General features: G+C 64.8%; 12 protein-coding genes. 2 read left to right on the forward strand and 10 right to left on the reverse strand.

Annotation, left to right across the window (positions count from 1 at the left end):
- Positions 1–103 precede the first annotated feature (103 nt).
- Positions 104–724: a LytR C-terminal domain-containing protein gene (locus HNP00_RS08445; RefSeq protein WP_184737889.1), complete on the reverse strand. Its 621-nt coding sequence runs from the start codon at positions 722–724 to the stop codon at positions 104–106.
- Positions 725–773: 49 nt separating this feature from the next.
- Positions 774–1,109 carry a DUF3263 domain-containing protein gene (locus HNP00_RS08450; protein ID WP_028266152.1) on the reverse strand — a complete coding sequence of 112 codons (336 nt, stop codon included), beginning with the start codon at positions 1,107–1,109 and terminating at the stop codon, positions 774–776.
- A 156-nt stretch (positions 1,110–1,265) separates the two neighbouring features.
- Between HNP00_RS08450 and HNP00_RS08455 the strand changes: the two genes are divergently transcribed.
- Together HNP00_RS08455 and HNP00_RS08460 are read left to right on the forward strand one after the other, a co-directional pair.
- The gene (locus HNP00_RS08455; RefSeq protein WP_311770527.1) at positions 1,266–2,051 is read left to right on the forward strand and encodes a uracil-DNA glycosylase; all 786 of its coding nucleotides are present in this window, start codon (positions 1,266–1,268) and stop codon (positions 2,049–2,051) included.
- Positions 2,048–2,887 (forward strand): siderophore-interacting protein, encoded by an 840-nt coding sequence (locus HNP00_RS08460; protein WP_184737893.1) that lies wholly within the window; start codon positions 2,048–2,050, stop codon positions 2,885–2,887. Before HNP00_RS08455 ends, HNP00_RS08460 begins: the two co-directional genes overlap by 4 nt.
- Before the next feature lie 117 nt (positions 2,888–3,004).
- On the opposite strand, the gene HNP00_RS08465 is transcribed toward HNP00_RS08460, so the two are convergent.
- The 8 genes from HNP00_RS08465 to gcvP form a co-directional block, all read right to left on the reverse strand.
- Positions 3,005–4,483, reverse strand: coding sequence for a threonine/serine exporter ThrE family protein (locus tag HNP00_RS08465; RefSeq protein ID WP_184737895.1), 1,479 nt, complete (start codon positions 4,481–4,483; stop codon positions 3,005–3,007).
- A 78-nt stretch (positions 4,484–4,561) separates the two neighbouring features.
- On the reverse strand, positions 4,562–5,635 hold the full coding sequence (locus HNP00_RS08470) for a peptidoglycan bridge formation glycyltransferase FemA/FemB family protein (RefSeq protein ID WP_184737897.1): 1,074 nt from the start codon (positions 5,633–5,635) through the stop codon (positions 4,562–4,564).
- 94 nt (positions 5,636–5,729) lie between these two features.
- Positions 5,730–6,551, reverse strand: a complete 822-nt coding sequence (locus tag HNP00_RS08475; protein ID WP_184737899.1) for a DNA/RNA non-specific endonuclease — start codon at positions 6,549–6,551, stop codon at positions 5,730–5,732.
- Between the two features lie 81 nt (positions 6,552–6,632).
- Positions 6,633–8,075 (reverse strand): L-serine ammonia-lyase, encoded by a 1,443-nt coding sequence (locus HNP00_RS08480; protein ID WP_184737901.1) that lies wholly within the window; start codon positions 8,073–8,075, stop codon positions 6,633–6,635.
- A gap of 167 nt (positions 8,076–8,242) precedes the next feature.
- Positions 8,243–9,580: a serine hydroxymethyltransferase gene (gene glyA / locus HNP00_RS08485; protein ID WP_311770528.1), complete on the reverse strand. Its 1,338-nt coding sequence runs from the start codon at positions 9,578–9,580 to the stop codon at positions 8,243–8,245.
- A complete protein-coding gene (gcvH, locus tag HNP00_RS08490; RefSeq protein ID WP_184737903.1) occupies positions 9,577–9,960 on the reverse strand; it encodes a glycine cleavage system protein GcvH in 384 nt (127 codons plus the stop codon). Before gcvH ends, glyA begins: the two co-directional genes overlap by 4 nt.
- Positions 9,961–10,447: 487 nt before the next feature.
- Positions 10,448–11,581 carry a glycine cleavage system aminomethyltransferase GcvT gene (gcvT, locus tag HNP00_RS08495; protein ID WP_184737905.1) on the reverse strand — a complete coding sequence of 378 codons (1,134 nt, stop codon included), beginning with the start codon at positions 11,579–11,581 and terminating at the stop codon, positions 10,448–10,450.
- Complete coding sequence (gcvP, locus tag HNP00_RS08500) at positions 11,574–14,444, reverse strand: aminomethyl-transferring glycine dehydrogenase (protein ID WP_184737907.1); 2,871 nt, start codon at positions 14,442–14,444, stop codon at positions 11,574–11,576. The genes gcvT and gcvP overlap by 8 nt, the downstream gene beginning before the upstream one ends.
- Between the last annotated feature and the right edge of the window lie 26 nt (positions 14,445–14,470).

Consider the following 14,470-nt stretch of genomic DNA (forward strand, 5'->3'; position numbering starts at 1 on the left):
CGGGATCTCCGGGCCAGCTCACAACTACTGTAACCACAGTCACGTTGCAGTAGCGCAACCTGGGGTATGGGTGGCTGCAATGTTATTGAGGCGTAACCGAGTTCTACTTGTATCCCGGCCCCAGGATGACAACCACGGGCTGCTGGAATTCGGCACTGTCCACAAGGTTTGCGATGCCCAACAGCTTGCCGAGAGCTTCAGCGTTACCCTTCTGGGCGGGGCCCTTGTAGAAGACCGACGACGTCTGCTGGGGCATGCCGCCCCAGTTTGCGACGGTGGACAACGGCCAGCCCCCGCCTTGCACCACGCCGGCCACGCGGGCAGCCAGGCCGCTGGTGGTGGTGCCATTGTAGACCGCTACTACGGCAGTCTTGTCCAACGGCGCAGTGGTGGGCGTCGGCGTGCTGGAAGGAGTGTCGCTGGGGCTCGGCTGGCCGGCGGCCGGGCTGCTCGCAGAAGCACTTGCCGACTGTGCCGGAGCGGACGCCGAGGGGCTTTGCTTGGAAGTGTCCGCGATGACGGCAGCTTGCGGCGTCGTCGAGGAGGTGAACCCCAGCTTGGGGAGGATAAGGAACGCAACGAGGCCTACAGCCAGCGCAATCCCACCCAAGAGAAGCACCGGCCACAGGGCGGGACGGGAAGCGGAGGCGACGAGCCGGTGGACACCCTGCCGCGATGAGCTCTGCGGGACGCGGTCGAATTCATCCCGGGCAAATTTGGTCATGGTGGGGCCTTGTCCTTGCTGCTTGCTTGCTGGGGGATCAGCGTGTGCTTTACGCGTCAGAACCAAGGCGGCGCGCCGTGCGTGCCCTCTGACGTGACATACGTAGTCTACGCAATCTCTTGACCAGCATGGGATCGTGCGCCAGTGCTTCCTCGGTATCGATGAGAGCATTGAGGAGCTGGTAGTAGTGGGTCGCCGAGAGATCGAAGAGCTCCCTGACGGCTTGTTCCTTGGCCCCGGCGTACTTCCACCATTGCCTCTCCAAGGCGAGCATCTGCTGCTCACGCTCGCCCAAAGGCGAGTCACTGCGGAGCCCGGTGGACAGGTCTTCCAGCACCAATCCAGTTGCTTCGGACGCCATGGGTTCCCGTGCGGGTTCTGCCACGACACACTCCTTCGACGCATTGCCTGAAAATTGTCCCACCCCCATGGTAACGGGCGAATAACATCGATGTCATTTGCCTCGCCGCCTTCCCGTGGAGTCACAGCCGTCCCGCGGAATCGCTTTCCTACAAACCCCAAGTGCAGGGACAATGGCTGGGTGGTAGGCGAAGAAGCGTTGTTCCAGCTTGAATCCGAGGATCACTCCCCCGAATTCGAGGCACTTCCGGGAAAGGCCCTGGAGGATCTGATGGCCCCGGACTGGGCCGAAGCGCTTTCCGGCGTCGAGGGCGAATTGCGTTCCGTGCTGGCCTTTGTGGCGGGCGAGGCTACTCGCGGCACCCACGTGCTGCCCGCGGCGTCGAATATCCTCCGCGCCTTCCGGCAGCCGCTTGCCGACGTCAAGGTGCTGATCCTGGGGCAGGACCCCTACCCAACGCCGGGACACGCCGTCGGGCTCTCTTTCGCGGTTTCCGGCCAAACCCGGCCCATCCCCCGCAGCCTTGCAAACATCTACCGGGAGATGGAATCCGATCTCGGCCTGCCGCCCCGGGTGCACGGCGATCTTTCCGCATGGACAGACCAAGGGGTACTTCTGCTGAACAGGGTGCTGAGCGTCGCGGCCGGCGCCGCCGGCTCACACCGCGGCAAAGGCTGGGAGGCCATCACGACGGCGGCAGTCACCGCCGTCGCCCGTCGCCGCACGGCTGCCGGGCAGCAGAGTCCGCTCGTAGCGATCCTGTGGGGCAAGGACGCCGAAGCGGTGCAGCCGTTGCTTGAAGGTGCCCCCGCAATCACCTCCGCGCACCCCAGTCCTTTGTCCGCATCGCGGGGTTTCTTCGGCTCGCGCCCGTTCAGCCGGGCCAACGCCCTGCTACACCAGCAAGGCGCGGATCCCGTCATCTGGGAACTACCGCCACTGCCTAGCTTAGGCTTGCCTACATGACATCTTTGCCCGCCACGTCGTCCGCTTCCCGCAATACCCGCCCCCAGGTGAACCTGACGGTACTGCGCACGGAACAGCTTTCGCCCCACATGGTGCGCGTCATCGCAGGCGGACCCGGGTTTGCCGGTTACGCGAACAACGACTTCGTGGACCGGTACGTGAAGATCGTGTTCCCGCAGCCGGGCGTCGACTACGAGTTGCCGCTGGATCTCTGGGCCATCCGCGAGACCATGCCGCGCGAACTGTGGCCCTACACGCGCACGTACACCATCCGCTGGGTGAACGAAGCCGCGCAGGAGCTGGCAATCGACTTTGTGGTCCACGGCGACGAGGGCCTTGCAGGTCCATGGGCCCTGGCTGCCCGGCCCGGCGACGCGCTGGTCTTCACGGGCCCGGGCGGCGCTTACAACCCGGCGCCCGACGCCGACTGGTACCTTTTCGCGGGCGACGACGCCGCGCTGCCGGCGATTGCCGCCTCGATCGAAGCCCTTCCGGCCGACGCGAAAGGCCTTGCTTACCTTGAAGTCAACAACGACGCCGACATCCTTGATATCGCGGCGCCCGACGGCCTCGAGCTGCGCTGGCTCCTCCGCTCCGGCGTCCCGGCAGGATCAAGCCACATCCTGCTCGACGCCTTGAGCGAAGCAGAGTGGCTGCCGGGACGGGTCGATGTGTTTGCACACGGTGAACGCGGCTACATGAAGGGCCTGCGGGATATCTTCTTCAAACAGCGTGGGCTGGAGCGTTCCCAAGTATCGCTCTCCGGATACTGGGCCCAGGGCCGCGTGGAGGACGATTTCCAGGCCGAAAAGAAACTTCCGATCGGGCAGATCTAGCTTCGGACATTTCCAGGCGGGCACAAAAACCGGGGCTTGTTTCTCATTCCGTTGCTTCAGGCCTCGGGTTCGGAAACAAGCTCCGGTTTTGTTCTGCTAGCGCCTGCGGACGCGGCGTTACCGCCTGCGCACGCGGCGGCGCTCGTTGCTGGCCAGCCCCTTGGTCAACGGCCGGGCGAGATTGTCGCCCAGCACAATTCCCGCTGCCACGCCCAGCACGATTGCTGCCGCATTGAGCATGCCACCCGAGCCGAGCAGGATGTCCGCTTCCTGCACCGTCAACACATACATGGAACGGAATATCTTCAACCCGGGGAGCAGGATGAGGGCCGCGGGGACGGCGACCACCAGTTGCGGTGCCCCGAGTCTGAGTGCCACCATGCGGGCCAGCAGGCCGATGACCACAGCGGAAATCGCGGGCGAGAGCCGGTCTCCGAGGCCGAGGTTGGAGGCCCCCCACAAGACGAAGTAACCCACCAAACCGACTGCCGCCGTCGGGAGTAGAAGTTTGAGCAGGGTCTGCTCCGTGATGCCGATGGCAATCACGGCAACGGCGATCAGGATCGCCTGGCCCCACAATGGATACGCCTCGGGGAATGTTTGGGTGACGTCGATCGCGACGCTGCCGATGAGGTCACCCACGACCACCGCGACGGCGATGCCCGCAACGATCGCGCCGAAGGTCAGGATGGTGGACAGGAAACGTCCTGCCGCAGTGACGGGGAATCCGTTGATCGCGTCTTGCACCGAGGAGACGAGCCGCCCAGTCGGCAACAGCAGGAGGATACCGCCCGCCACCACAATGGACGGCGGGATATCTGCCCCGGCCCAGCGGAGCATGAGCGCGATGAAGGTGACCAGGAAGGAGCAGGCCGCCGTCACGAAGAAGTCCGGCGTGCGCCATTTGCCCAGTTGCCGGGCCACGAGGTTGATGAGCATGTTGGATACGAAAGCGAGAGCGGATGCGCCCAGTCCCCCGCCGAGTACTCCGACGAAAACAGCGGAGAAGACACCGAACGCCACGGTGACCATCCACCGCGGGTAGGGCTTGCTGCTGCGGATGATGTCATCCAGCCGGCGCACGGCTTCCGCCCTGCCCACCCCGCCGGCCACAATGTCGGTGACGAGTTGGTGGACCTGGGCCAGGCCTGCGTAGTTGTTGGTCCAGGAGCGGACTACCCGGAGCAGGGTGAGCGGGGTCTGGTCCTTGGGCGCATAGTTGATCTGGACCGACTGGTTGGTGATGTCGACTTCAATGTTCTTCAAGCCGAGGGCGGCCGTGACGGCGATAATGCTGGTTTCGACTTCCAGTGCACCGGCTCCGTAACGGAACATCGATTCGGCCATGTGCAGCGCGAAGTCGATGGTCTTGCGGGCCGAAGCATCAACACCGCCCACTTGGATGGTGGGGTTGGCGTAGGGGCTCCCGGCTAGGCGGTCCACGATGCTCAAGGGGGCGGTAGGAGGATTCTCGCCCTGCACGAGCCTGCGGAGCATGCGTTTGGCATTGACGTTCTGGCGCACCTGGGATGGCTTGAGCGGCTGTGTCTTGGGCAAGCCGTCCGTGCTGGGCCTATTGTCGGGGCGGTCAGTCACGCGGGTATTCCTCCAAAGAGCGGGGTTCCTCCAAATACGGTATTTTCCACCGGCGGTAGACGGCGCAGAGCTGCGATTCTAGTAGAACTGCTGGCCCGTGCGGCGGGTGTAGAGCTGCCGTGCGATGCGTTCTCCGGCGGCGGTCCAGAGCTTGTACTTCAGCGGGCTGATGACCTGGTCGTAGCAGCCCACGAAGTCGGTCACGGTCTTGCTGAAACTGGTCTTGAACAGGCCGAGTCCGTGGAACGGGTGCGAGGTGTCCTTGAGCCGGTCCGCAGGCGGAGTGCCACAGAAATCGTATTCCGTGCAGCCCAGTTCCTTGACTTGGTTGATGGCCGTCCACTGGACCAGGTGCGAATCACCGTACTGTGAGCGCTTCTGCAATGATCCACCGTCCTTGTACGTGCCTTTTCGGCCGTAGTTGATGACGAAAGCCCCCACCGAAGGAACACCGTTTTCGAAGACAAACAGGAGCCGGCCCTGGCCGCGCTCGATGAAATTGGTCCAGAATTGGCGGTAGTACCCGAATTCGCGGACCCGCACTTGGGATTTCGCTTCGACGGTGTTGGTCATCAGCGCGTACATGGAACGGAAGTTCTCTTCCGTAGGTTCCATGGTGTGGACTTCGACACCTTCGCGGATGGCCCGGCGGACGGCGTTGCGGCCGCGGGAATGGAGGTTGCGGAGAAGCTGGTTCTCCTCCGGGGAAATATCCAACAGGGCGGTGGAGTCGTTCGGCTGCAGGTTGGGCGTCTTGATCACTCCAGTGGCCTCGATCGCGTCCCGGGCCTCGTCACTGAGGACGATGTCAGGTTCGATCTTGACGGCGAATACCCCTAGCTTGCCCCGCTTAACGAATTCCTCGTTAGCCTTGATGATCCCCGGGATGTCCTCGACTCCGGCAACATCCGGGCCTTTGATGAGGTACCAGAGCTTGCCGAGCATCGGGAAGGACTTCTCCAGGACAAGGTTGTAGCTGCTGTAGTCCGGGGTTTCATAGACGAGATGCAACGGCTTCCAGCCGAAGTGCTGTTTCACGTCTGCGAAAGCCTCGGATTGGAGGAGGTTGCCGCCGTTGGGATTGGCCGTGACGTGTTTGTCCCAGTGTTCGATTTCCTCGGCGGTGGCGAAGCGTGCGGTAAATTCTCGCAAGGGGGCCGTGTCCAATCAGTTGCGTACTTGAGGCAGCAGGCACCGCTGTGCGGCGCAGGCGTTCAGCCTCAAGTCTATCGGCCCCCAGGGAGCGCTACAGCCTGATCTGTTCCAACGCCTCCAAGTGGATGGCCTTCGGTTTCTCGCCAAGCTCCCTCTGGCCCCGTGCGAGGCGATCGGCCTTGACGAGGACTTCGAGCGGCAGCCCTGTGATGTCCTCGATGTCCTGGATTGGCACCTGGAACGTTCGGAACGGCCCCAGTGGCGGCGGTTCTTCCGCGAGAAGGCGTTCCTTGGTGACCTTCTCCATTTCCACCTCATCGAGGAGCGGGGTCTGATCCACGACGAAGCCGGCGGCACCGAGTTCGGCGTCGTTGGTCCACGCAGCAATCTTCCAGAACTTCCGCGGCACGTGCACACCGCGGTAGGGAGGATCGTCATTCCGGAAGACCGGCCCCGTAAACACGCTCATCCTGGCGCCAAAGGCGCCGGCATGGCCAAGAACGTGGTCCTCGAGTCCCGACCACAATTGCTTACCCTGGTTGAATTTATCGATCTGCGGTGCCGCGTTGGTGAAGACGAATGTTTCCTGGTTGGCGGTCTTGGCCGTAGCGGGATCCCCCCATACGGGGTCCAACCGGCGCACAAGATGCCCACGGTCGAAGGCATTGTTCGCATAGACGTCCGGACCGGCCTGCTGTTCTTCGGGAACCCTGGAATCGAAATGCCACGTCCCTTCGCGTGCCAGAGGGTCGAGCTGGCTGCCTTCGATGTTGACGGCCACAATCGCGGCCAGCTTTCGGTCCGGACGGAACCGCACCGAAAAGTGGGTGTAATCAAGAAGAATCGTCGTCTCCGACGGACTGGGCAGCTCAAGGCCTGCCCGCAAAAATTCACTGCTGTATCCCCCGCTCATGGATACATGATGGCACTGGGGTCCGACACCTCATAGGCCGAATCCGTTCCATGCCAAGAGAAATCCGGGCCTCGCGGCCCCTCAGCACTCCACGACGTTGACGGCGAGGCCTCCCATGGCGGTTTCCTTGTATTTGGAGGACATGTCCTTGCCGGTCTCCCGCATGGTCACGATGACCTCGTCGAGGGACACCCGGTGCGTGCCGTCGCCCCAGAGCGCCATTTTCGCGGCGTTGATAGCTTTGGCCGCGGCGATCGCGTTGCGTTCGATGCAGGGGATCTGCACGAGCCCGCCGATCGGATCGCAGGTCAGGCCCAGGTTGTGTTCCATCGCGATCTCGGCCGCGTTCTCCACCTGTGCCGGGGAGCCGCCCATGACTTCGGCCAGGCCCGCGGCGGCCATCGAGGACGCGGACCCGACCTCGCCCTGGCAGCCGACCTCGGCGCCGGAGATCGAGGCCTGTTCCTTGTAGAGCACTCCGACCGCGCCCGCGGCAAGCAGGAACTTCACCACGACGTCGTCGCGGTCGGCCTGGGTGGCCTTATCCATGCCCGGGGCGAAGTGCAGGGCGTAGTAGAGCACGGCGGGGATGATCCCGGCGGCACCGTTCGTGGGGGCGGTGACCACGCGCCCGCCCGAGGCGTTTTCCTCGTTCACGGCCAGCGCGATCAGGTTCACCCACTCCTGCCAGTACTTCGGGTCCCGGTAGTCGGGGTCCTGGTCCTTGGTTTCCTTCAACAGGCGTTCGTGCCAGTCGGGGGCCCGACGGCGGACCTTCAGTCCGCCGGGCAGCACGCCTTCGCGCTTGAGGGACGTTTCGACGCAGGCTTCCATGACGGACCAGATGTGCAGCAGGCCTTCGCGGATTTCCTCTTCGCTCCGGGAGGCGCGCTCGTTGATGAACATGATGTCCGAAATGCCGAGTCCCTTGGAGGCGCAGCGGCCCATCAGTTCGGCGGCGGTGCGGAAGGGCAGCGGGAGTTCCTTCTTGGACTCCTCCAGTTCCTTCCGGGCCGCGTCCTCCTCGCCCTCGCGGACAATGAACCCGCCGCCCACGGAGAAGAACGTGGCCTCATGAAGCACCTCGCCGTCGGCGCCGGAGACGGAGAACTTCATCCCGTTCGTATGCCGGGGCAGAACCGTGAGGGGGTGCAGGATCATGTCCGACTCCCCGTACGGCAGGGCCACCCCGGACTCCGGGCCGGCGCCGGGATCGACGGCGCCGGCCAGGTTCAGGGTGCCGGTTCCGGCGATCGAGGCGAGCCGTTCCTCCACTTCCTCGGGGAGGATGACCTCGGGGTGGTAACCCTCCAGACCGAGCAGCACCGCGGTCATGGTGCCGTGGCCCCGGCCGGTAGCCGCCAACGAACCGTACAGATCAACGCGCAGGGAAGCCACACGGTCCAAGGCACCGGACTCCTTCAGCTCGCCCGCGAACACCGCCGCGGCACGCATCGGCCCCACGGTATGCGAACTCGAAGGACCAATCCCAATGGAAAAAAGATCGAAGACGCCAACAGCCATTGTCGGTTCCTAACTAGATAGTAATGGTGAGGTGACCAGCAGGCCCCTTCGGGCCCGGCCTCCGGCAGCATGCGTCTAAGGGAGCGTCACGTCCGCCCAGCGGGCGTCTACGCGACCGAGCATGCAGAGGAGGTCGGACCCGACGGGCTTACCGATCCGAACCCGGACTACGCTAGGTTCGCAACGCCCGGGTAGAGCGGGTGCGCGGCGGCGAGGGCCTCCACGCGATGACGCAGACCGGAGAGCTCGGCGTCGGCGTCGGCGATCAATGCCTCGGCGATGATGTCCGCAACTTCACGGAACGCCGCTTCACCGAAGCCGCGCGTGGCCAGTGCCGGGGTGCCGATCCGCAGACCGGACGTCACCATCGGCGGGCGCGGGTCGAACGGAACGGCGTTGCGGTTGACGGTGATGTCGATCGCAGCGAGGCGGTCTTCGGCCTGCTGGCCGTCGAGCTCGCAGTTGCGCAGGTCCACCAGCACCAGGTGCACGTCCGTGCCGCCCGAGATCACGGAGATCCCCTTGGCCGTGACGTCGGGCTGGACCAGGCGCTCGGCCAAGATCCGTGCACCGGCCAGCACGCGCTCCTGGCGCTCCTTGAACTCTTCCGAGGCGGCGATCTTGAAGGCCACGGCCTTACCGGCAATCACGTGCTCCAGCGGGCCACCCTGCTGGCCCGGGAAGACCGCGGAGTTGATCTTCTTGGCGACGTCGGCGTCGTTGGTGAGGATGATGCCGCCGCGCGGACCGGCGAGGGTCTTGTGCGTCGTCGACGTCGTCACGTGTGCGTGCGGTACCGGGGACGGGTGCAGCCCCGCGGCCACCAGGCCGGCGAAGTGCGCCATGTCCACCATGAGGTACGCGCCCACCAGGTCGGCGATCCGGCGGAACTCAGCGAAGTCCAGCTGGCGCGCATAGGCGGACCAGCCAGCAACGATCAGTGCGGGCTTGTGCTCGAGCGCGAGGCGCTCCACCTCGGCCATGTCGATCCTGTGGTCCTCTTCGCGAACCTGGTACGGGATCACGTTGTACAGGCGGCCGGAGAAGTTGATCCGCATGCCGTGGGTCAGGTGCCCGCCGTGGGCCAGGTTCAGGCCCATGATGGTGTCGCCCGGCTTGATGAGTGCGTGCATGACCGAAGCGTTCGCCTGGGCGCCCGAGTGCGGCTGCACGTTCGCGTACTCGGCGCCGAAGAGGGCCTTCACCCGGTCGATCGCGAGCTGCTCGATGACATCCACGTGCTCGCAGCCACCGTAGTAGCGCTTGCCCGGGTAACCCTCGGCATACTTGTTCGTCAGGACCGAGCCCTGCGCCTGCATGACAGCCACGGCAGTGTGGTTCTCCGAGGCGATCATTTCCAGGCCCGATCGCTGACGGTTCAGCTCGTCGTCGATCTTCGCCGCGATCTCCGGATCCAGCTCGGAGAGCAAGGTGTCCAGGCTCGGCGACACAACCTGCTCGAATACAGCGTTCTCGGTGCCTGCGGCCCCGGTTGCGGCGCTCACAGCTCGCCGCCGTTCTTGGAAGCGTATTCCTCAGCAGAAAGCAGCGGGCCGTCGGACTCGGCGGCCACCTTGAAAAGCCAACCCGCACCGTACGGATCGTTGTTGATCAGGGCAGGATCGTCGACGACGGCGGAGTTCACTTCCGTGACCTCGCCAGTCACCGGGGAGTACAAGTCCGAAACGGACTTCGTGGATTCAACCTCGCCGCACGTCTCACCAGCGGTCACAGCAGAACCGACCCCGGGCAAGTCAACGTACACGATGTCGCCGAGGGCATCGGTGGCCACGGCGGAGATACCGACAGACACGAGGTTGCCGGCCTCCCGGGCAACCCACTCGTGCTCGTCGGAGTACTGCAGTTCAGGTGCAACTTTTGCCATGTGTTTTTCCTTTGCGTTTGAAACTCTTGGTCAATCAATTGTGGTCGGTTACGCGGCGCGAGTGCGCCATCCTCTGCATGCTCGCTCGTTCCTCGCTTAGACGCATGCTGCCGGATACCTCACTCCCGCCGCTAGAAGTCAGTTCAGTTTTCGGGGCCCACAGTTGCGGAAAGAAACATGGGCCTTTCGGTTTGGCTGTTGACCCGTGGTTCTCGTGGGCCTGTCGGTCCAACCTGCGGCAGGTGGCTCATTATCCAGCACCTTTGGCTTTCGAAAGCGAGAGCCAAAGGTGCCGGACTGAAGCTGAACCTAAGGCGAGCTACCGAGCCCCTTCGGGTGCCGGCATCCGGCAGCATGCGTCTAAGGGAGCGACACGTCCGCTCAGCGGGCGTCTTCGCGACCGAGCATGCAGAGGATTGGACCCGACGGGCTAAACGCAACCACGGCCACTCGCCCAGCGGATCCGACGGGCTTAAGGCGAGACGACTTACTTAGCTCGCTTGTAGAAAGGCAGTGCCACGACTTCGAAGGGCTCCGACTTGCCGCGCAGGTCTACGTCCAGGGCCGTGCCGAGTTCTGCGTGTTCGACGTCGACGTAAGCCAGCGCGACAGGGTAGCCGAGGGTGGGGCTGGGCTGGCCGGAGGTGACCTCGCCGACCACCACGCCGTCCTTGAGGACCGGGTAGTGGCTGCGCCCGGCACGGCGTCCCAGGCCTTTGAGGCCCACGAGCTTGCGGCCGCTGGTGGAACCAGCGCCCTCAGCCTTAAGGGTTTCCAGGGCGGCGCGGCCCACGAAGTCGCTTTCCTTGGCGAGCGATACCACCGGGCCCAGGCCTGCTGCGAAGGGGTTGCCTTCGCGGGAGAGCTCGTTGCCGTAGAGCGGCATGCCGGCCTCCAGGCGGAGGGAGTCGCGCGACGCCAGGCCGGCGGGGATCAGTTCGCCGTCTTCGGCGGCGGCTGCGATTGCTTGCCACAGGGCCGCGGCGACGTCGTTGTCCACGAAGATCTCGAAGCCGTCCTCGCCGGTGTAACCCGTGCGGGCGAGCAGCAGGTCCGCAGTGTTCCCGGCAAAGGTGAAGGGCACCTCGACGGCGGCGTAGTACTTCAGCTCGGTGACCAGGGAGTGCTGGGCGGCAGGGACCAAGCGGAGGAGGATCTCCTCCGCTTGGGGGCCCTGGACTGCGATCAGCGAAGTTGCCGCGGAGGCATCCTGGACGACGACGTCGAAGTTGGCGGCGCGCTCGGCGAGAGCGGCCGCAACCACGGGAGCGTTGCCGGCGTTCGGAACCACGAGGAACTTGGAATCGCCACGGCGGTACGTGATGAGGTCGTCGATGATGCCGCCGTCTTCCTGGCAGATCAGGGAGTACTTGGCCTTGCCCACGGACATCGCGGAGATTTTGCCGACCAGCGCATAGTCGAGGAAAGCGGCGGCGTCGGGGCCGGTGACCCAGACTTCGCCCATGTGGGAAAGGTCGAACAGGCCTGCGGACTGGCGGACGGCGTGGTGTTCGGCCAGCTCGGAGGAATACTTCAGGGGCATCTGCCAGCCACCGAAATCAGTGAAGGAAGCGCCGAGTTTCTTGTGCTCTTCGTAGAGCGCAGTGTAGTTCTCAGTCATCGTGGGGGTCCTGGTTCTCGAAGTCTTCGATCGGAGGGCAGGAGCAGACCAGGTTGCGGTCGCCTGCGGCGCCGTCGATGCGGCCTACGGGCGGGAAGTACTTGTCCTGCTTGAGGTGGTGGACCGGGAAGACGGCCTGCTCGCGGGAGTATTCACGGTTCCAGTCAGAGCTCACGACGGCGGCAGCGGTGTGCGGTGCGTGGCGCAGCGGACTGTTCTCCACCGTGAAGTCGCCGTTGGCAACCTGGTCGATTTCTTTGCGGATGGTGATCATGGCTTCGATGAAGCGGTCGATCTCGCCAAGGTCCTCGGACTCCGTGGGCTCCACCATGAGCGTGCCCGCGACGGGGAACGCCAGGGTTGGGGCGTGGAAGCCGTAGTCGATGAGGCGCTTGGCGACGTCCTCCGCCGTGACTCCGGTTCGAGCGGTCAATTCGCGCAGGTCCAGGATGCACTCGTGGGCCACAAGTCCGCCTTCGCCGGTGTAGAGAACCGGGAAGTACTCGTTGAGGCGGGAAGCGATGTAGTTCGCGGCCAGCAGCGCGGACTTGGTGGCCTCGGTCAGGCCTTCGCCACCCATGAGCTTCACGTAGGCCCAGGAGATCGGAAGGACACCCGCCGAACCGTAACGCGACGCGGAAATCGCAACGCCATGTCCGTCTTCGTGTGCTGCCTTATTGGCGTCGCCGGGCATGAACGGTGCGAGGTGGGCCTTGGCCGCGACCGGGCCTACGCCCGGTCCGCCTCCGCCGTGCGGGATGCAGAACGTCTTGTGCAGGTTCAGGTGGGACACGTCGCCGCCGAACTTGCCTGGCTGGGCCAAACCCACCAGTGCGTTCAGGTTGGCGCCGTCTACGTACACCTGGCCACCGGCCGCGTGCACGGAGTCGCAGATTTCGCGCACGTCGGCATCGTACACGCCGTGCGTGGACGGGTAGGTGATCATGATGGCCGAGAGGACGTCCTTGTTCGCGTCGATCTTGGCCTGCAGGTCCGCGTGGTCGATCGTGCCGTCGGCCGCGGTGGCCACCACAACCACTTTCATGCCGGCCAGCACGGCCGAGGCGGCGTTGGTGCCGTGGGCCGAGGCCGGGATGAGGCAGACGTTGCGCTGGAGGTCGCCGCGGGAGTGGTGGTAACCGCGGATGGCCAGCAGGCCCGCGAGCTCGCCCTGGGACCCGGCGTTGGGCTGGATGGAGACCTGGTCGTAGCCCGTGATCTCGGTGAGGTCAGCTTCCAAACCCTCGATCAGTTCACGCCAGCCCTCGGTCTGGGAATCCGGGGCGAACGGGTGGATCGAGGCGAACTCCGGCCAGGAGATCGCTTCCATCTCGGCCGTGGCGTTCAGCTTCATGGTGCACGAGCCGAGCGGGATCATAGTGCGGTCCAGCGCCAGGTCGCGGTCCGAAAGCTTGCGAATGTAGCGCAGCAGCTGTGTTTCGGAACGGTGGGTGTTGAACACCGGGTGCTGGAGGTAGTCGGAAGAGCGCTCGACGGCGGCCTCCAGCCCGAAGTCCTCTTCCGCGTCGGCGAGCGAAGCGCCGAAGACACCGACGACGTCGGCGAGGATCGCCGTCGTGGTGGTCTCGTCGACCGAGACGCCAACAGTGTCGGCGTCGATGCCGCGCAGGTTGATGCCCTTGGCCTCGGCAGCGGCAATGATCCCGGCAGCCTTGCCCGGGACGCGGACGGTGACGGTGTCGAAGAAGCTGCCGTGCAGGACCTCAAGGCCGGCGGCCTTCAGGGAAGCAGCGAGGGTACGGGCGTGGTTGTGCGCAGTCTCGGCGATCGCCTTCAGGCCATCGGGGCCGTGGTAGACGGCGTACATCGAGGACACGATCGCCAACAGGGCCTGCGCGGTGCAGATGTTGGACGTGGCCTTTTCGCGGCGGATGTGCTGCTCGCGGGTCTGGAGGGCGAGGCGGTAGGCGGGAGTGCCGGCGTCGTCCTTGGAAACGCCCACCAAGCGGCCCGGCATCGAGCGCTCGAGGCCCTTCTGGACAGCCATGTAGGCGGCGTGCGGGCCGCCGAAGAACAGCGGCACGCCGAAGCGCTGGGTGGAGCCGACGGCGATGTCGGCGCCCTGCTCGCCCGGAGGCGTGATCAGGGTCAGGGCGAGCAGGTCCGCGGCGACGGTGACGAGGGCGCCGCGTTCCTTGGCGGCGGCGATCACGGCGGAGTGGTCGAATACCCGGCCGGAAACGCCCGGCTGCTGCAGCACGATGCCGTTGATGTCGCCGTCGGGCAGGCCCTGGGACAGATCGGCGATCTCCACCTCGAAGCCCAGCGCCTCGGCGCGGCCCTTCACGATCGCGATGGTCTGAGGAAGGCAGTCGGCGTCAAGGACGGTCTTGCCGTCGTGGGCCGTCTTGTCCTTGTTGGCGCGGCGCATCATGAGGACGGCTTCGGCAACGGCCGTGGCTTCGTCCAGCAGGGACGCGTTGGCGATCGGCAGGCCCACGAGGTCCTGGACCATGGTCTGGAAGTTGAGCAGTGCTTCGAGGCGGCCCTGGGAAATTTCCGGCTGGTACGGGGTGTAGGCCGTGTACCAGGCCGGGGATTCGAGGATGTTGCGGCGGATCACCGGCGGCGTGACGGTGTCGTAGTAGCCCTGGCCGATCATCTGCACGGCCGTCTTGTTCTTCGCCGCCAGCTTGCGAAGTTCAGCGAGAACTTCCACCTCGCTGAGGGCGTTCTGGAGCGTCAGTGCGACGTCCTGGCGGATGTCATTGGGAACCGCGGTGTCCACGAGCGAATCGACGCTGTCGTAGCCGACAGACTTGAGCATGATGTCAATGTCGGCCTGGCGACGGGCGCCTATATGCCGATCTACGAACGTAGTGGAGGTTGAACTAACCGTCACGAAGGAACTCCATTAATAAGGCGGCG

This window comes from Arthrobacter sp. AZCC_0090, from assembly GCF_014207375.1.
Taxonomy (GTDB): Bacteria; Actinomycetota; Actinomycetes; order Actinomycetales; family Micrococcaceae; genus Arthrobacter.